Source organism: uncultured Fibrobacter sp. (genome assembly GCF_947305105.1).
Lineage (GTDB): Bacteria > Fibrobacterota > Fibrobacteria > Fibrobacterales > Fibrobacteraceae > Fibrobacter.
Genome location: NZ_CAMZCS010000010.1, coordinates 12,837 through 30,456, shown reverse-complemented (window position 1 = coordinate 30,456; position 17,620 = coordinate 12,837). Strand labels below are relative to the sequence as shown.

Here is a 17,620-nt window from a genome sequence, read left to right as displayed (position 1 = left end):
GAAAATTAGATGGGGTGTCTTGCTTATGGCGTGTTTGCTCGTAAGTCCCTGTCTGGCAGAAAAGACGGAAAAATCTACAATGGCTTATGGAGCCCGCCTTGGTGCTGGGGTCAATTCTGTCATCTCGGATGCGGAGCGGGATATCTATCCCGAAATTGTCGGGCTTGGTGGTGAACTCTCGTTCGATGTTATGTACAAGATAAGCCAGAAGTTGTACCTGCATCCTGCCGTGGGTGTGGAATATCGGGATTTTCGGGCATATGAAGAAGGTAATGTGTCGGCGGATTGTGACTGGGGTTGCGGCAGCGAAAGCTGGAAAGGCGATGACGTGAATTCGTTTGTTTATCTGGATATTCCCGTGATGGTGCAATGGCGCATTCCTCGCATCCTTTATCTCGAGGCGGGTGCGTTTGTGGATGTTTTGCTCCTGGCTCATGAGGAGGACGCCAGGCCGGAGAAATACCGCTCCTCAAGATGCTACGATGACAAACAATTTGGAGCGGGCGTTACCGCGGGCTTGGGACATGAATTCTCGTCGGGGCTCTTTGTGGATTTGCGCGTTTCGTTCCAGCTTACGGACCTAGTGGACGGGGATAGGCGCTGCCTCACGAATGTGCGCGAGGAATTCGAAATGAGGGAAGAAAATGGTGAATACCACACCAAGGTGGTCGACCGACACGAAGAGTACCTGGGCGGAGATTATTACAATCTGCTGAAATTGCAGGTTGGAGTCGGTTACTGGTTCTAGGGGGCCGTATCTTCGTTCTTCTGGGTGTCACGGGCCTCGGCATCGCGCTTCGAGTACACGCAACCGCAGTAGTTCTGCCTGTATAGATTGTATTCTGCCGAAAGCTGTATGGAACGCTTGTAGCCGCCCTTTTTCTTGAAATCGCTGGGGAGTCGCTTGATTCCGTAGATATCGCACTGTTCCTGCGCCACTTCGTTCAGCACCTGGGCGTCTTTCATGGGGCTGATGGTGAGCGTGGTGGTGAAGTATTCGGCGCCGAGTTCTTTGGCGAGCCTGGCCGATTCGGCGAGGCGAAGCTTGAAGCACTTGCGGCAGCGCTTGCCGCCTTCGGGCTCGCTTTCGAGGCCGCGCACGGCGTCGTAGAATTTCTTGGGGTTATATTCGCCTTCGATTAAGGTGACTGGGTGCTTTGTCTTGAATTCTGCGACGAAACGCTTGATTTCTTCGACGCGGTGCCGGTATTCCTCGTCGGGGGCGATGTTCGGGTTGTAATAGAAGAGCGTAATCTTGAAATACTGCGAAAGGTATTCGATGGTGTAGCTGCTGCATGGCGCGCAGCAGGCATGGAGCAGCAGGTGCGGCACCTCGCCGGTGCGCTCCAGTCGCCGAATGATGCGGTCCAGGTCCACCTGGAAATTATGCTTCGGCACAACCGATTGAATGTCTTTTTTAGTATTCATATTCATTTTTCTCTTCTATTCTCCTAACCACTAACTAAAGAGAGACTAGAGAATAGAGATTAGAGGCTAGTGAAAAGAATCTTCTCCCTAGCCTCTAGATCCTAGATTCTAATCCCTTTTAGTACAACGTTCCAAACGCCACTATCCAAAAACATATTGTCGTGGCGACTGCAAAAACTCCCATGACCGTACGTTCCTTGAGGCTTGTGCTGAAAAGGACTGTTGCCGTATAGAACGTGAGGTACAGCGCGAAGAAAAAGCAGAAGATGCGCGTAATCATGTAGGGAATGATTTCGGGCAAGACCCGCCCCGCGAAAAGCAGAATGAACAGGGCCACGAATTGCATCACGGTGGGGACGATGAACGCCCTGCGGATTTCCTTGGGGACGACCTTGTGCTTGGCATTCATGGCATAATCACCGAGGGGTGCTCCACAACCGAGCGCAATATTCAAGGCAATAGAGGGTAAAAAGGTTATCGCGCCGACAATCGCCGCGACAAAAGAAATCGTTGCAATCATACTGAAAAACTAAAAAAAATGACGCTTCCAGGTAAAGGAGGGGACCTGGAAGCGTCCGGGAATGTATGCTTGACTATAAATTACATATCCTGGTGGGTGTAAAGTGCCTTGTTGGGGGGTATTTCTGTTTACATGTGTAACCGCATCGCTTTTGTTTGAACGGTTTTTGCCTTTTTTCGCGTCAAAACGCCATTTTTGCCTGGATGTAGGCCCGTGCGGGGTGCATATCCTGTACACGGCTTTGCTTGAAGTCGACGATGAGCGAACATTCGAGCCAGTTGGACTTTATTTTGACTTCGTTGTGCAAGGTGATTGCTTCCCGCGGGTCGCCTTTGGGTAAAATGACCGCCATTCGGAGCCGATTTTGCGGTTTTTCGATGTAGGCCATTCCCGCTTCCACACGAGGTTTGCCGAAGTCGCTCCGGCCGCCGTTTTCGTGCTTATATTTCACTTTTACGCCCGCGTCTATTGCGACAACATTTTCAGTGCCGTGCTCCGAAATGACTTTACCCGCCAAATCGTCTTGCTTGCAGCGTGTTGTCGCATCTAGGCAGGTGGCGCTGATCTTGGCGTGGATTGCCCTTGGGCCGGTCTCTGCGGTAATCTTGAAACGTGCCCTTAGCGTGTCGGCATCGATGGGGGCGAAAAGGCTTGCGGTAGTGCCGAATTTTGTTCTGGTTTCCCCTGTTCCCGATAGGGTGATGTTCTGCGAGGCCCACAATTTGTTTTTTAGGATGGAGGAACTGAGTCGCGAGTATTCGGGGACTTGTGTGCCGTGGAAGTAGGCCGTGGTGTTCCAGAATATGAGATAGTTCCGCTGGTGTTCCCGTGCTTGTTTAATCGTCTCGCGCGAGTGTATTTGCACTTTGACAATCGGCATGCTTTGGTGAATCTGGTACCAGGCGGCAACATTTGCTTCGCTTGTGGTTGCCTGCAAAACGAACGAGTTGTTCTCGCGGATGTTCCAGTAGGTGGCAGCAATGTTGTTCTTGCTGTAAGTGAATTCGGCGTGGACGCTTTTGGCCAAGGCTGTATCGAGCGAGCCTCCCAAAAGGAATGGCCCTAGCGGGAAGTAGGCGACGGTCCCCATGAGCGTGTCTATGGGAATCAGGCTGTGCTGCTCGCGTGTCGATATGTCGCCGAAGTGCGCCTCGTAGCGTTGGGCCCGGTAGGTGAGCAGGTTCTGTGAACCCAGGCGCAGCCTGTACCGGTAAAATGTAATTTGGAGTTCCTTGCGCATGCTGGCGGGTTTCCCTGTGGAATCAATTCGGGTTTTCCACAGGGCGTAGCCATGTGGCGTGAGGCTTGCTCCGTCATCTGCGTCTTTATCCGGATTTTTTGAGGATCCTTCGAGGGTGCTTTTTTTCTTAGTTGTCTTTTTCTTGGGTGGGGGCGCCTCTGTGTCGGTACAGACTTCCTGCGCATAGACTTCTGCGAGTGCGCATGCCTCTTGCGTGTTTCCCTCTTCGAGTAGGCTCAAGATATCTTCGGCTTCGTCTTGAGAAATGATGCCGTTGTCCCACCAGTTGAACACGTCGGATTCGTCAATGCTTGTGGATTGCCCGTGGCAAAGGGATGCCGCCGCAAAGAGAAATGTGAATATGGATAGATGCGGTTTATGGATGTCTAGACTCAATTTTTTGCCTCCTGAGTCTATAGACATTTGAAAAGCATTTTTTTTCCAGGGTCGGCCGTTCTTTTTCTATTTTTTACATATGGCTAAATCATCCTGGTCGAAAAAAGGGCCCGCTCGTGGGGCCAGTGCGTTGGGAAAGGACTTTGTCCCGCACATGAAGGCTCCGCGTACGGAATTTCCGCTGTTTAACGGCAAGCGCGTGACTCCGTCTTTGGCGGGGCTAGACAAGCTCTTGCATTATTACGGTGTGGAACTGCAGGGGAAAACTCTGGAGCAGATTTGGGAATTCCACCAGTTGCTGCGGGCAAACAACGACGACCAGGACTTGACTCGACTCAACGCTTTCGAAACGATGGTGGAACGCCACTATGCGGACTGCACGCTCATCAACGCGTTTGTTCCTGAGTGGCCCGCCCGCATGATCGATGTGGGCAGCGGAGCCGGGTTCCCGGGCATTCCGCTGAAACTCGTCAATCCCCAGATTCGCCTTACTTTGTGCGAACCGCGCCCGAACCGCATCAATTTTTTGAACATGGTTATCGAGAAGATGGGGCTCAAAGGCATTGACGTGTTTGGCCACAAGGTCACGAGCCGCAGTATGACGCTCCCCGTGGATGGTGTCATCAGCCGCGCTTTCGAATGGATGGAAAAGACTCTGCCGCGTCTGGAAAATTCACTCAAGGTCGGTGGCCGCGTGTACTTTATGAAGGGCCCTGCTGTAGCCGACGAACTCAAGGTGTTCCACCCTGAGGACTTTGGCTACAAGATTGTCGGCAAGCATTTCTATACGATTCCCAACAGCACGCAAGAACGCGCTCTGATCATACTTGAACGAGTGGAGTAGGCTCGAGAATAGAGACTAGAGAATAGAGACTAGGGGCTAGTGAATAAGAATCACGCACTTCGTGCGTCAATATAAGACGGCAAAGCCGTGATATTTCTCCCTAGCCCCTAGATCCTAGATCCCAATCCCTAACTCATATCTAGAGATTGCTTCAGGGCTAAACGCCCTTCGCAATGACAACCAAGGCGAATGCCGTGCCAAAACGCTTGCGTTTCGGCATGGCTGAGCCGACAAGTCATGCGCCTGCGAATGACAAATTTCTATAGGCTCGAGGCTCCAGGCACGAGCAATGAGCGGTGAGCTATGAGCAGTGAGTTTATCAAGTGATTTGTGATTAAGTACAGAACCCTTCCTAACCACCAACCACTGTTTACTTCCTACTGCCTACTGTCTACTTCCTACTCCCTCACACCTCAAAGCGACCGAAGGTCGCGACCTCGCACCTCATAGCTCTTGTATCATTTGCATTTTGTTTTGTATCATTCGTAATTTTGAATTTTTCTACACACTAAATTTTTGTGATTTTTGTTAAATTTTTTGAGTTTTTGTATCATCATATATTGACTTTTGAAAGATTTTAGGCTAAATTATTGATGAAAGGATACGAATTATGAAGCCGATAACCGAATATCAAGATTACCGTCGCTATATGCGGGACTTCTACGAAGAACAAAAGAAGTCCGGCTTTACGTGGCGTGAATTTTCGAAGGATGCCGGATTTGCCTCGCCGTCGTACCTCAAGCTTGTATGCGAAGGGAAATCGTCTCTTAGCCGTGTCGGGCTCCCGCGTGTGGCGTGCGCCATGAAACTTACCGGCTACGAACGCACCTATTTCGAAAAGATGGTGGAATTTGGGAATGCGACAAATGACGAAAAGAAAAAGGCAGCCTTTGCCGAACTCAACCGTATTGCCAAGGAACAAAAGGCCCGCGTTATCGATGCAGACACGTTTGCCTACTATGAATCTGCGGTGAACTCCATTGTCCGTGAACTTGCTCCCTTGATGCCGGGCGCACTCCCGGGCGAAATGGCGAAAAAGATAAAGCACGCTTTCACGGCTCAGCAAGTCCGCGATTCGCTTGCCCTGTTGACCAAGGCGGGTTTCCTCAAAGAGACGGACGAAAACACCTACCGCCAGACAGACAAGGCGATAACCGGCTCGACCGAGGCGATCCCGCTTGCGCTCCGTTCCATGAACCGCGAGATGTCCGACCTTGCCAAGGAAGCCATTGATTCCGTTGATGTAGGTGAACGCAACATTTCGGGTGTCACGATGGGGCTTGATGCGCAGACGTTCGCCCGGATTAGCGAGGAAGTCAACAATTGCCGTAAACGCATTATCGCACTCGCGAACGAATGCAAAAAAATTGAACAAGTCTACCGTCTCAACTTGCAGTTTTTCCCGCTGACGGATAGGGTATAGGAGGATTGCCATGAGAATCGTTAAGACTTTTATATCTGTCGCGACAGTGTTGTGGGTTCCCCTGTTTGTCGCCTCTCTCATGATTGCTTGCGGAAAGGACAACACCGCCGGCACCGATGAACAGGCCAATTCCGTTACTGCGCAAATCGATGCCGCCGTCGACAGCGCTTCGGCGATCTGGTTCCAGGGCGAGAAATCGTTTGTTGTCGAAACGACGGTGGATACGGTTCCGATGGACTTACCTGTCAATTCGGATCCGTATGCCAAGTTTATAACTGATCCCGACACATCTGCGCAATCGACCAGTACCATGAACGGAATCCGGACGGAACGGGGCCTTTTACGGCAGTATGAAAGTTCTTCTTTCGCTTCAATCAGCTGTGAAACGGACGAAACTTGGTACGACTATGTTATCATCGTCATGAGCAAGCTTATAAAGAAGGACCTTGCTATTCCGGATACCCTCGGGACAGCAGAAACGATTGCTAACGATTTTAAAAATGATTGTATCAAAGAAAATGGGGAATTCGCCACGAAAACAGAAAGTGCCACCCAAGGCCAGTTGTACTACCGTTGCGAGATAACGCCTGTTGCCGATAGCCTTGCTATAGCTGATTCTTTGCGATACACCGACCCGAACTGGGAGAAATACGGGAAGCAGATTATAGGAATCTGCCGAGAGTAAGAAGTATTTGAAACAAACCTTTTTCGCTTAGGTGCCAGGGGCTCTCCCTCGGCCCGTGGCGGGATGCAACTTTTCCAAGGAGGAAATTATGAATAACGTAGCAATTACTAAATCGATTGCGGGTGCTGCCGTTGCTTTTGCCCTGGTCGCTTGTTCGGCGGAGAACGCCGCGGCTCCGGAGAATGCGGTCTCTAGCCTGCAACAGAACGAAGAAGCCCGTAAAACGGGGACTACAATTGATGGATTCAATACATCCAAGAAAGTTGACTCGGTCGCAATCAATTTGATGCTTGAAAACCTGCAGGCCCATACACTTAGCCAGGACATTGCGGTAGAACCGCTTTCCCCGTGCCCGGACAATAAGGCCTATCCAAATGATCGCATGTGGTGCCACAAGCAACAACTGGAAAACGGGCGCATATTCTTTGGCTTCGCGGGTTCTGGCGAATCTGCCGTTTGCGAGCATGAATATGACAGCGAAGAACACGAAACCGTCTTGGACACGATTTCATACAGTGTTTCCATGGACGGCAATGTCGTCACGAAGACAATAACGAATACGGTGCCGGAGTTCAGCTTCGGAGCGCTCGGCAACATTTACGACATGATCGAGGCGTTCGAAAAATCCTGTACGAATGAAGGCGGGAAAATCACGGAATCTTCGTTTGGCAAAACAAGCTGCGAAGTGGAAATCAGCCCTTGCGACAACGAGTTTTGCTTGGAACGTACAGAGCCCGTCTACATGTATCAAGACCCAAATTGGAATCAATTCGCCACAATGACCATCGATGTCTGCAGAAACAGTTTTGAGCAGGAATTGGACGGAAATATCATTGACGTTTATCTTGAAGGCCATGCGATAAGCAATATGATTATGGTCGACCATTGGTGTGTCGAAAATCCAGATTATCCGGATGATCCTTGGTGGTGCCTCCCCGTTAGGAGCCAATTGGAAAGCGGAACCGTGTACAATTCTTACGAAGGCTTGAGTAATGCGATGTTCTGCGAAACCAGTAGCGATACTCTTTCCTACAATGTGTTCTTGAACGTCAGCAGCAAAACAATCACGAAAAAATTAAGTCGGAATTTGGCCAACTACATTCCTCACGTTATGGATGAGTTCAGGGATTCTTGCGAAACGGAGGGAGGGACCATTATGGAAGACAACGAAGGAACCATGGTCTGTTCTGTAAAAATCAGCGCCTGCGATAGAGAATATTGCCAGGACTCAGTGGAACCGGAGTATTTCTACACCGACCCGAGTTGGAAACTGTTTGCCACCAAGGCTATCGAACCCTGCCGAATGAGCGATGAGCAGTGAGTCTTTGAGAGACTAGAGAATAGAGGCTAGTGAAAAGAATCACGCACTTCGTGCGTCAATATAAGACGGCGAAGCCGTGATATTTCTCCCTAGCCCCTAGATTCTAGATCCTAATCCCTAACCACTTCCTACTGTCTACTAGTACTCTCGCTACGCTCAAGTACCAAATGCTCGGCTCGGCCATGTTCAAGCAAGCTTGACCGCGGCACTCGCCTTACGCATTTGTCCTACTTCCTCTCGTCTCTCGTCTCTCGTCTGTAGCCGCGAAGCGGCGTTCTCTCGTCTATCTCACACCTCAAAGCGAAGCGACCTCGCCCCTCTAGAACTTAAACAACATGCCGAAGCGCATCTGGCCGTCGCGCACGCCGTCGTTGTCACCCACGTCCTTGATGGTTGCGAAGTCGAACTGCAACATGTCGCTGAGCATGAAGCCAAAACCGAAGTCGACTTCATGACGCTGACCGGTCCGGTCGTACAAGTAACCGAGGCGGAGTGCAATCGTATTCGAGTAGATGAATTCGGTACCGACGTTGAACACGCCCTGCATCAAGGAGTTCTTCGCCGTCTCTAAACCCTTGGTGTCCTTCTTTTCTGGGTCCACGATGGATTTCCAGCAGGCGATATAGAACGGTTCCGGGTTACCCTTGTCGTCGTCGTAAATGGTTTCGCGGTTGTAGTCGGCTGCGATGGTCCAGCGGTAATCGGCTAGGGAAAGCAGTTCGTAGGCAAGGCCGAGTCGCCATGTGAGCGGAATCGGGTCTTCGATGGTCTTGTCGACGTAGTAGACGCTCGGGCCGATGTTTGCAAGGACAAGGGCCAGGTTCAGCTTGTCGATAAGGAGGTTCTTCTTGAGAATGCCGATGTCGAATGCGTAACCGAATGTCGTGGCTTCGTCTTCGTCGGTAGAGCCGCCGGAACTCAGGTCGGAGTAGAAGAACTTGACAGAGAGGCCCAAGCCCCAGTCGTTCGGGAAACGCGTGCCGTAGCTGATGCCGCCGACGATTTCGGAACTGTTGTAGGCGACCAGGTCGTCTGCGTCTACGTCACCTGAAACGACGGTGGAACCAAAACTCACGAAGTTCACGGAAAGGCCCAATGTTCCCCAATCGTTGAGCGGAATGGTCATGCCTCCGTACAGGTGGTAAAGGTCAGGAATGTTGAGGATGGGTAGGAGCTTTTCGTAGAAGGCGGTCAGCTGGTAATCGGCATCCTTGAACTGTTCCATGCCGTTTGCTGTGCTGAACCAGACGTCGTTGCCCTGTGGGAGCACGGCCCAGACCTTGTTGCTCGAAAGTCCGTTGCCGGAGTGGTAGTGAGTCCATTCGTCTTCGGACTTGACTTCGCCTTCTTGTTCGGCGGTGCCGCGTTCGAGTTCGGCCTTGCGTCCGCTTGCGGTGGCGTAGTCTGGCAGATGGCGCCATACGCCCTTGTCGGTAGCAATCCAGATGGCTCCCTTGCCATCGACAGAAATGTCGTTGATGTTGTTGTTCTCGAATTTGACCTGTTCCCACTTACGGAGCGTAAAGTGGCTGAGACCACCGGCGTGGGCGGCCCACACATGGCCAGAGCTGTCTACGGCGAGTGCGGTCGGCTTCAGGTCCATGATGCCGTCTTCTTCGTTGAACAGGCTCCAGCGGTCCTTGTCGTTCACGCTCTTCTTGGGGACGAGTCGGGCGATACCTGCGCCGTCGACTGCGACATAGAGTTCCTTGCGCATTTCGGACCAGACGAGCGCATTGATTTTTTGGCTCGGGAGCACTTTGCCCTTCTGCTCGAATCCGCCGTTGCGGTAGACGAACAGACCGTCGTCCGTACCAATCCAGACGGATGCGCCCTGGCTTGTGAGCGTGTTGACATGGTGGACGCCCAGTTCTTTCTCGTAGCTCTTCCAGGCCTTGCCGTCGAAGCGGAACAGTCCCTTGGGCGTACCGACCCAGAGCTTTTCCGTGCGGTCTTCGTAGAGAATTGCCGTGATTGTATCCTTGACGACGAGGTTCCAGGGAATGTTGACTTCGACAACGTGGGATTCGTCGTCGGCATTCTTGATGTTGTTGAATTTCTTGACTTGGCGTGTGTACTCATCGAGGCCGCGTTCGCTACCGACGAACACGCGTACGACGTCCTTGATTTTGGCGGTGCCCTGCAACGTCACGGAGTGGTAGTCCAACCACTGTTCGCTGTCGAACTTGAGGATGCCGTTTGCCGTACCGGCCCAAAGTTCGCTCTTGCTGAAAAATCCGTTCTTTGAACGGGCCGTCATCTTTGTGAAGAAGGGGGCCTTCTTGGAATCGGCTGGGTAGGATATGCGCCACTCGTCGGCGAGGGGGCCGAAGGCGAGGCCGGCGGGGTTGTAATACATGGCTGTGGCATCGTCTGCGAGGGCCGCACCGACTTCGCCCATACCGAGCTGCCTGGCGCCGACAGGCATTTCAAGTGTGATAATCGCGGAACCCGCAGCAAAAGAGAGTGCGGGGATTAAAATAAGGGAACCAAGTAGTGACTTATGCAAGTTGCCTCCAATCGGGGACGTCGTAAGAGTTTCCGTGTGTGGGGATGACCGCTTTCCAATCTGCCTTGCTTTGGGTTTCCCAGGGGTGCCTGGGCATGAGCTTGCAATCGCAACCCAGCACATAGGGTGGGAGGATTTCGGCGTGGTGGCGGATTTGTTCGCGGGTAATAAAATTGTCTTCGTCTACAAATTTGCAGTAGTTCTTGCCTTTGGGGCCTATTGCTATCCTATAGGTGGCAGTGCCGTTCTTGTCGCCTTCGTTGATGGTGCGGATGGTGTCTTCCATGGATTCGTTCCACTGGCGGATGAGTTCTTCTCGTGACTCCGGAGTGAGGTCCTGCGTTTCGAGCCATGCCCTGAGAGAGGCTTCCGAAGGCTTGACCGCTATCAGGCGCTCCTTTGCCGACCGGTTGACGACCGCATATTGCCCCGACACATCGATAATGGGTTTGGCTTCTTCTTTCTCGTCGGAATTGTGCACGACAACATAGGCGCCTATGGCCGCCAGGATGAGCGACAATACTATAATCGCGATGACGATGATGACTGATAGCATATTCAATTCCGTTTATGGCGATTTCAATACTCTCTAAAACTAGCATTTTCTATCTTGTGAGATAGGAGTTTTTATGTCTAAAACAAATCTTTTTATTGTTTTGCTGCTTTCTTGTGTGGTTTGGGCTATTCCGTATAAGGTTGAAACGATTAAAGAGGGTTCGGGCGATCCGATTCGTGCCGGTCAGCTGATTAGGGTGCATTACAAGGGCTTTTTGGCCGCGGACAGCGCGCTGTTGCTAGCGCCTGCGGCGCCCCAGACGGCTGAAATTGCTGAAAATGGCAAAAATAAGGCGGATACCGTTGCTGTGAAGGATTCCACTGGGGCGCCAGCGGATTCTTCCGAAGAATCCGCTCCCCGCGGCCCGTTCGCGAACACTTACGAGTCCGGCGAACCCCTTGAATTCAATATTGGCATGGGCCAGGTGATTGTCGGTTGGGAAAAGGGGCTCATGGGAATGAAGGTGGGCGAAATCCGCAGGCTTTATGTCCCGTCGGAGATGGCTTATGGCGAAAATTCGCTAGATGGCATTCCTCCTAATAGCGACCTCCTTTTCGAGGTAGAGCTTGTCCATGCTGATAAGCCCATGGAACCGGATGCCTTCCCGAAAGATGTGAACAAACTAAAGTGGAAGAATCTCGCCAAGGGCCTTGAAATATACGACGAGAAGGCCGGCTCCGGGAAACCTGCCGTGGCAGCCACGGTGCTCAAGGTGCATTATACAGGGTGGATCCTTTCTGGCCGCAAGTTCGCCAGTTCCAAGGAACTCGGCAAGCCGCTCGAGGTCACGCTCGGCGCAGGCAAGATGATCAAGGGCTGGGAGAAGGGCCTTGACGGCATGCGCGAAGGCGGCGTGCGCTGGCTCCGTGTGGCGCCTTCTATGGGCTATGGCGCTACGGCTTATTCCATGATCCCTCCGAACTCGACGCTTGTTTTCCGCGTGGAGCTTGTCTCTTCTGAGGTGGATCCCGAGGTGGCGGAACGTATGGATTTCTTCCCGGATACGGCTTCGCTCCAGTTGGAACCGGGCAGCGAGGGCTTGCGCTATGCGATTATCAAGCAGGGCGAGGGCGAACCGGCCAAGTCGGGCGACAAGGTGAGCGTCCATTATACGGGCTGGATGGTGAACGGCTACAAGTTCGACAGCTCGCGTGACCGTGGTCAGCCTTTTGGCTTTACACTGGGTGGCGGGAGCGTCATCCGCGGGTGGGAACTCGGTGTGCAGGGAATGTTGCCCGGCGAAAAGAGAATTCTCGTGATTCCTCCGGGACTGGGCTACGGGAGCCGCGGTGCCGGCCCGATTCCTGGCGGCGCTACGTTGATTTTCGCCGTCGAATACTTGGGAACGCGTTAAATACTTAATTTTCCGTTGAGGATAGAGCAACCCTTTTTGGTGACGCATGCTTGGTCATGTATCCCTGAAAAGGGCTTTTTTATCTATTTTTCGGTAGAAGTGTAATGCATCTGGTCCGTTGTGTGACTATCGTCACACCCTACGTATCAGTGGTTTGGACAAAACATCCACAGAAAGTGATATGAAGGGTAAACTTTTATAAGCATGAAAAAAATAACTTTATAGACGATGGTTACTTTTTCTGACATAGCGGACTACCGCGACTTCTTGAAATCCTACTACGACAGGCGGAAGGAAGAGATGCCTTTCTACTCGTACAGGATGATGGGCGATAAGCTGGGGCTGGATTCCAGTTACCTCTATCGCGTGCTCCAAAAGAAGCAGCACCTGCCGGCACATGCGTTGCCGTCGGCCAAAGATCTCCTGGACTTGTCGGGGCGTTCTGCGGAATACTTCGACCTTCTCTACTCTGCTGCCGTAAGCAAGGATAAAAGCAAGCACGACGAGCTGATGGCCAAGGCGCTCGCCTTGCGCGATGTCGATCGTCATAGCTTGGAGGCTGCCGAACTCAAGCTCCTGCGCAACTGGTGGATTCCCGCTGTCCGCGCCTACCTGGAACTGAACGGTGGCGTTGTCAATATCAAGCAGATTTCCCGTGACATTTGCCCGCCCATTACCGAGGCCCAGGCCGAAGAGGCTATTGAAATTTTGAAGGAGGTGGGCCTGGTGAAGAAGCTTGCCTCGGGCAAGTTGGCCCTCACGGATGCCCACTTGACGGTTGGTGGCCCCGAAAAAGCCTCTGCCGTGCGAGAATTCCAGAAGCAAGTACTCGGTTTAGCCAGTGATGCTTTGGATAATATCCCTGTTAGCGAACGAAATATTTCTACACTTACTTTGTCAGTTGACCAATCCTGCTTCGAAGATCTCGGGGATATGCTCCGGGAATTCCGCAGACTGGTGCAAAAACGTGTTGACGAGGCGAAATCCCCGGATCGCGTTATGCAACTCTCGATGGCTTTTTACCCGGTTGCCCGCAAAGGAGACCTGGGTGCTTCGATGGGGGACGGACACAAGGAGTCAAAATGAGAAAACGGGTGTGGAATATAGGAGTAACGGTCATGTGCGGCGCTGCGCTGTGCATGGTTGGTTGCGGTTCGAATAGCGATGTTGCCGGCTCGTCTTTGGAGACGGAGAACTCCGTCGCATTTTCTGTGCATTTTGCTGATGGCACTCCTGCGGCGCGTACGAAGGTCCTTGTCCGTTCGGCCTCTTACCTTGCTGGTACAAATACTTCAAATGATACTTTTGTCGATGCCGAGACAGACGATAATGGCGTTTTGAAAATCAAGACGATGAATGTCGGTTTCTATGTGGTCGAGGCCCGTAACGATTCGTTGAAGGGATTCAAGAAAATAGAGATTACCGAGGCCGATACTGGCCTTATCGAGATGCCGCTGCGTATCCAGAAACCGGGCGCCTTGAATGGTAAGGTGAACCTCCCGGATGGCACTGCGGGTGTGACGGTCTCTGTGCGTGGCTTGGACTACTCCGTTCAGACTGATACATCCGGTTCGTTCGCCTTCAAGTCTTTGCCGGAGGGTAAACTTGAGGTGGTCGCGTTCCTTTATTCCGACAGCACGTACAAGGATGAAAACGGCTGGGAATCCCATGTGGAAAATACGAGGATTATCGGCTCGAAGTCCGCAGATATCAAGTCGAAGAAGACGGTTGATTCCTTCGAAATAGGTGAGCCGGAACCTTTCTATGCCTTGTTTGCTGATTTTGAAAGTGGCGTTAGAGGTTGGCATACCGGTGTTTCCCAATATGCCGAGGCTAAACTTGAATCCGAACAGGTGAACGACCGTGAAGGTTGGGTGGCGCACTTCAGTTCTGTGAACGATTCCGCCCTGAATTGGGCCCTTATGGGGTTTGCTTTTGAAGATTCTGTGGATTTCAGCAATTTGGATTCCGTGGTATTCTGGGCGAAGGGCACGGACCATATCAGTGTCTCGTTCGACGTGAATGCGGACAGCACCGAAGATGTCGAAACGGGCAAGTCCTGGACGCACCTGGAGCTTGATTCCGTATGGACGCGTTACTGTGTTACCCCGGCCGACATGATTGATAGTTCCGATACCAACGGGGACAACCTTGGGTGGGATGCGGTCAAGACTCATGTAACGCATTTCTCCCTCTTCAGTGGGCCCGGTACGAGCGAGTTCTGGATTGACGATATCGAATTCTTCGGCGTCAAGAAAAGTAAGCTGAAATAAAAAGAAAAATTTACCTTGCAAAGGAGCTGGCTGCGATGTCGGCTCTTTTTTTTTACATTGTGCTAGTTAGTTTGTATTGAATGTGAAGTGGCAAAATTTGACAAAATGTCATTGGAACGATTTTTCAAATATGTGATTTGTGCTCTTGCGCATGTTAGATTTAGAAAAAAAGCCGTGAATGTCCACGGTTAAGTGTAAAGGGCATGTTATGTTTTGTAGAGGCTTCAAAAGAATCGTCTTTACGTGTGGTGTGTTCATCACTATCGGTAATGCGTCTACGGTGGACGTGAAATTAGACGAAGAACATCAGGTTATCCGTGGTTTCGGTGGCATGGTGCATAACCAGTGGCAGAACGGCGGCGGGCTTTCCGACGCCGATGCGAAACTTGCGTTCGGTACGGGCGAGGGCACTATTGGCCTCAATACGCTCCGCATTCCTGTGTACGCCAGTTCCAACGACTTCAATAAAGAAGTGGCTGCCGCAAAATCGGCGAAGAAGTACGCTGGCGATGACTTTATTCTTTATGCGACGCCCTGGACATCGCCTTATGCAGGCGCCAATCAGCATATAAGGTCTTCGGATTATCAGAAATATGTCGACCACTTGAACAGCTTTACCGCCTACATGAAAAACCAGGGCGTTCCCCTGTATGCAATTTCCATTAGTAACGAGCCGGACTGGTGCGGAGAATGGGCTTGCTGGAGTGCCGATGAAATTTACAACTTCACCAAGGGCTATGCCGATCAGATGCGCAAGAACGGCACCAAGGTGATTTCGACGGAATCGTTCAAGTATGACAAGAACCTTTACAACAAGGTGCTGAACGACCCCAACGCCCTCAAGAACTGGGATATCCTCGGGGCGCACTTCTATGCGAGCCAGGCCTCTACGGGCGACGACTTTTTTGCGTACAAGCTGGCTGACCAGAAGGGCGTGGAACGCTGGATGACGGAACACTACACCGAAAGCCAGGGGAGCGGCAATTACTGGCGCAAGTACATGAAGACGGGCGACCAGGCGAATACGGCTGTTTACGATACGGTACGCGCGATGGATTTGGCTTACGAAATCCACCGAGGCCTTGTCATCGGCAATTTCAACCAATATACTTGGTGGTACATTCGCCGCTGCTACGGCCTCATCATGGATAAGGATTTCGGTAACAAGCTGCAGGTGCCGCAGAACGAAATCGGCAAAATCAGTAAGCGCGGTTACGTGATGAGCCAGTTTGCCCGGTTCATCCGTCCGGGGGCTATCCGCGTGGGGGCGACCGCGAAGCCCGAAGCGAACCTGTTTGCCAGTGCCTACAAGAGCGCCGACGGTGACAGCGTCATCGTGGTGCTCGTGAATCGCGATTACAAGAACAAGAAGACGGTAACCGTGAACGTACCCGGTGCAAAAATCGGGGCTTTCCGTATGTACACGACTAGCGAGGCGAAGAACGCAAAAGACGAGGGCGAAGTCGAGGTGAAGAGCGGTTCCGTGACTATTACCATGGATGCCGGCGACACGGAGAACAAGGATTGCATCGTGACGCTTGTGGGTGTGAACACTCCGGTGAAGCCCGTTCCGCGCAAAACCTATGGCGACAAGGTTGCGGAAATTCCGGGCAAGATAGAAGCTGAAAACTACGACATTCCCGGTGTTGGCGAAGGCAACGATAGTTACATGGACAAAGATTCCGTGAACAAGGGCGGGGAATACCGCAATGATGGTGTGGATATCGAAAAGGGCGGTGACAACTACGCCATCGGTTATACCGAGGCCGGCGAGTGGCTGGAGTACTCGGTGAAGGTGACGAAGGCGGGCTCCTATCCCTTGATTGTCCACGCCGCGTCGGGTCGCGAAGGTTCTTCCATCCAGTTTGCTATTGACGGCAAGAACGTGACCGAAGCGGTTGCCGTTCCCAAGACAGGCGAGGGCAGTAGCGTTTTTGAGGATGTTAATGCAGGAACGGTCGACCTCAAGGAAGGCGAGCATATTGTGCGCCTGACTATTGTTGGGGATTACGCAAACGTCGACTGGTTCCGCTTTGGCGATGCTGACGAGGGCACGACTGCGGTGTCTGCTCTCGCTCAGCTCGCTCAGGTTTCCGGCAAGTACAAGGTGTTCGATTTGAATGGCGGTTATGTCGGTATGGTCGAGGCCTCCGATATGCAGTCGCTGCGTGCCGGTACGGCAAAGCTTGCCAAGCGCGGCGGAATATACCTGGCTAAATCTTCCAAAGGGAAGACCCTGAAAATTGACGTAAAGTAATTGCGGAAAAGAAAATACTACGCAGGGTCCCTGGCATTGCCGGGGATTTTTTGTATATATTTATGGCATGATGGGAAATTTATCCAAAAGGACGGGGATTCCAAACGAGAAAATAAACAGTAACATGAAAGTGTTCGCGTGTTTAATCCTTTTGCCTTTCATGCTTCTCTTGACTTCCTGTTTCTATTTGGAAAGAGTTGTTGACTATGATGTAAAGGGGTGTGAGGATCCAGGTTTTTTCTGCATGGCTGATTTCCCTTATACCCAAGAGGAAGTCGGGGATTCCGTTGTTCCCTACCACAAATATTTTGTGGTACAGGTGAAGACCGGCTCGGATTATGGGATTTTCCTGCCGAAGCATGTTGAAAAGAAGACTTCTATGGAGAATGCGTCCATTATAGATGAGTTTGGACAAAAAGTAAATTTGACGGTTATGCTAAAAAATGGGGAAAAAGAAATAAAGATAGGATCGAATAAAATATTTCTTGAGATAGGTTTTGATACGGATTTCTTTATCTATGTTGTGACACCTTCTATTCCGTCATACGAGATTGAATTCCGGTTTGAGAAGAAGGATGGTACAGTCCATGTTTTCAGCTTTAAAATGAATCAGGAAGAAAACCATAAATTTCGTATTCTTCTGTTTGATTTGTTGGCCGGCTGATGTGTGGAATCCCTAATTTTTTTGGACGTTTTAAACAGCTTTTTTGTCGGCCTATTTTTGCAAAATTATTTTGTCTTGACTTGCGCTTTCTGCCGGTTTATATTGTCCGTGTTTGAAACATTGAACGACAATATCGACAGGGGAATGTAC

15 protein-coding genes are annotated in these 17,620 nt (G+C 51.4%); 10 read left to right on the top strand and 5 right to left on the bottom strand.

Annotated features, from left to right (window positions below; translation table 11 throughout):
• Positions 1-79 precede the first annotated feature (79 nt).
• Entirely contained in the window at positions 80-748 is a 669-nt protein-coding gene (locus Q0Y46_RS06700) for an outer membrane beta-barrel protein (RefSeq protein ID WP_297946011.1), read from the top strand.
• On the opposite strand, the gene Q0Y46_RS06695 is transcribed toward Q0Y46_RS06700, so the two are convergent.
• From Q0Y46_RS06695 to Q0Y46_RS06685, 3 genes are all read right to left on the bottom strand, one after another.
• Positions 745-1,434, bottom strand: coding sequence for an epoxyqueuosine reductase QueH (locus Q0Y46_RS06695; RefSeq protein ID WP_297946009.1), 690 nt, complete (start codon positions 1,432-1,434; stop codon positions 745-747). The genes Q0Y46_RS06700 and Q0Y46_RS06695 overlap by 4 nt on opposite strands.
• A 112-nt stretch (positions 1,435-1,546) precedes the next feature.
• Entirely contained in the window at positions 1,547-1,948 is a 402-nt protein-coding gene (locus Q0Y46_RS06690) for a hypothetical protein (RefSeq protein WP_295683765.1), read from the bottom strand.
• 181 nt (positions 1,949-2,129) lie between these two features.
• Positions 2,130-3,584 (bottom strand): hypothetical protein, encoded by a 1,455-nt coding sequence (locus Q0Y46_RS06685; protein WP_297946007.1) that lies wholly within the window; start codon positions 3,582-3,584, stop codon positions 2,130-2,132.
• Between the two features lie 79 nt (positions 3,585-3,663).
• On the opposite strand from Q0Y46_RS06685, the gene rsmG reads away from it, so the two are divergent.
• From rsmG to Q0Y46_RS06665, 4 genes are all read left to right on the top strand, one after another.
• Positions 3,664-4,428 carry a 16S rRNA (guanine(527)-N(7))-methyltransferase RsmG gene (gene rsmG / locus Q0Y46_RS06680; RefSeq protein ID WP_295683770.1) on the top strand — a complete coding sequence of 255 codons (765 nt, stop codon included), beginning with the start codon at positions 3,664-3,666 and terminating at the stop codon, positions 4,426-4,428.
• Positions 4,429-5,038: 610 nt separating this feature from the next.
• Positions 5,039-5,851 (top strand): TIGR02147 family protein, encoded by an 813-nt coding sequence (locus Q0Y46_RS06675; protein ID WP_295683772.1) that lies wholly within the window; start codon positions 5,039-5,041, stop codon positions 5,849-5,851.
• A gap of 10 nt (positions 5,852-5,861) precedes the next feature.
• The gene (locus tag Q0Y46_RS06670; protein WP_297946004.1) at positions 5,862-6,536 is read left to right on the top strand and encodes a hypothetical protein; all 675 of its coding nucleotides are present in this window, start codon (positions 5,862-5,864) and stop codon (positions 6,534-6,536) included.
• 88 nt (positions 6,537-6,624) lie between these two features.
• The gene (locus Q0Y46_RS06665; protein WP_297946002.1) at positions 6,625-7,857 is read left to right on the top strand and encodes a hypothetical protein; all 1,233 of its coding nucleotides are present in this window, start codon (positions 6,625-6,627) and stop codon (positions 7,855-7,857) included.
• A 319-nt stretch (positions 7,858-8,176) separates the two neighbouring features.
• Here Q0Y46_RS06665 and Q0Y46_RS06660 read toward each other — a convergent pair whose 3' ends face one another.
• Together Q0Y46_RS06660 and Q0Y46_RS06655 are read right to left on the bottom strand one after the other, a co-directional pair.
• Entirely contained in the window at positions 8,177-10,366 is a 2,190-nt protein-coding gene (locus Q0Y46_RS06660; RefSeq protein ID WP_295683783.1) for a PorV/PorQ family protein, read from the bottom strand.
• On the bottom strand, positions 10,359-10,922 hold the full coding sequence (locus Q0Y46_RS06655; protein ID WP_295683787.1) for a hypothetical protein: 564 nt from the start codon (positions 10,920-10,922) through the stop codon (positions 10,359-10,361). The genes Q0Y46_RS06660 and Q0Y46_RS06655 overlap by 8 nt, the downstream gene beginning before the upstream one ends.
• Positions 10,923-10,995: 73 nt before the next feature.
• On the opposite strand from Q0Y46_RS06655, the gene Q0Y46_RS06650 reads away from it, so the two are divergent.
• The 5 genes from Q0Y46_RS06650 (at position 10,996) to Q0Y46_RS06630 (ending at position 17,470) form a co-directional block, all read left to right on the top strand.
• Entirely contained in the window at positions 10,996-12,276 is a 1,281-nt protein-coding gene (locus Q0Y46_RS06650) for an FKBP-type peptidyl-prolyl cis-trans isomerase (protein WP_297946000.1), read from the top strand.
• Positions 12,277-12,504: 228 nt separating this feature from the next.
• Positions 12,505-13,362, top strand: coding sequence for a DUF4423 domain-containing protein (locus Q0Y46_RS06645; RefSeq protein WP_297945998.1), 858 nt, complete (start codon positions 12,505-12,507; stop codon positions 13,360-13,362).
• Positions 13,359-14,549, top strand: coding sequence for a carboxypeptidase-like regulatory domain-containing protein (locus Q0Y46_RS06640; protein WP_297945996.1), 1,191 nt, complete (start codon positions 13,359-13,361; stop codon positions 14,547-14,549). Before Q0Y46_RS06645 ends, Q0Y46_RS06640 begins: the two co-directional genes overlap by 4 nt.
• A 208-nt stretch (positions 14,550-14,757) precedes the next feature.
• On the top strand, positions 14,758-16,806 hold the full coding sequence (locus Q0Y46_RS06635) for a carbohydrate-binding protein (protein WP_297945994.1): 2,049 nt from the start codon (positions 14,758-14,760) through the stop codon (positions 16,804-16,806).
• Positions 16,807-16,873: 67 nt separating this feature from the next.
• Positions 16,874-17,470 (top strand): hypothetical protein, encoded by a 597-nt coding sequence (locus Q0Y46_RS06630; protein WP_297945992.1) that lies wholly within the window; start codon positions 16,874-16,876, stop codon positions 17,468-17,470.
• The last annotated feature ends 150 nt before the right edge of the window (positions 17,471-17,620 follow it).

Coding starts and splice junctions, on each gene's coding strand:
- Q0Y46_RS06700 (WP_297946011.1), top strand. CDS start 80: ATGGCTTATGGAGCCCGCCTTGGTGCTGGGGTCAATTCTGTCATCTCG.
- Q0Y46_RS06695 (WP_297946009.1), bottom strand. CDS start 1,434: ATGAATATGAATACTAAAAAAGACATTCAATCGGTTGTGCCGAAGCAT.
- Q0Y46_RS06690 (WP_295683765.1), bottom strand. CDS start 1,948: ATGATTGCAACGATTTCTTTTGTCGCGGCGATTGTCGGCGCGATAACC.
- rsmG (WP_295683770.1), top strand. CDS start 3,664: ATGGCTAAATCATCCTGGTCGAAAAAAGGGCCCGCTCGTGGGGCCAGT.
- Q0Y46_RS06675 (WP_295683772.1), top strand. CDS start 5,039: ATGAAGCCGATAACCGAATATCAAGATTACCGTCGCTATATGCGGGAC.
- Q0Y46_RS06670 (WP_297946004.1), top strand. CDS start 5,862: ATGAGAATCGTTAAGACTTTTATATCTGTCGCGACAGTGTTGTGGGTT.
- Q0Y46_RS06665 (WP_297946002.1), top strand. CDS start 6,625: ATGAATAACGTAGCAATTACTAAATCGATTGCGGGTGCTGCCGTTGCT.
- Q0Y46_RS06655 (WP_295683787.1), bottom strand. CDS start 10,922: ATGCTATCAGTCATCATCGTCATCGCGATTATAGTATTGTCGCTCATC.
- Q0Y46_RS06650 (WP_297946000.1), top strand. CDS start 10,996: ATGTCTAAAACAAATCTTTTTATTGTTTTGCTGCTTTCTTGTGTGGTT.
- Q0Y46_RS06645 (WP_297945998.1), top strand. CDS start 12,505: ATGGTTACTTTTTCTGACATAGCGGACTACCGCGACTTCTTGAAATCC.
- Q0Y46_RS06640 (WP_297945996.1), top strand. CDS start 13,359: ATGAGAAAACGGGTGTGGAATATAGGAGTAACGGTCATGTGCGGCGCT.
- Q0Y46_RS06635 (WP_297945994.1), top strand. CDS start 14,758: ATGTTTTGTAGAGGCTTCAAAAGAATCGTCTTTACGTGTGGTGTGTTC.
- Q0Y46_RS06630 (WP_297945992.1), top strand. CDS start 16,874: ATGATGGGAAATTTATCCAAAAGGACGGGGATTCCAAACGAGAAAATA.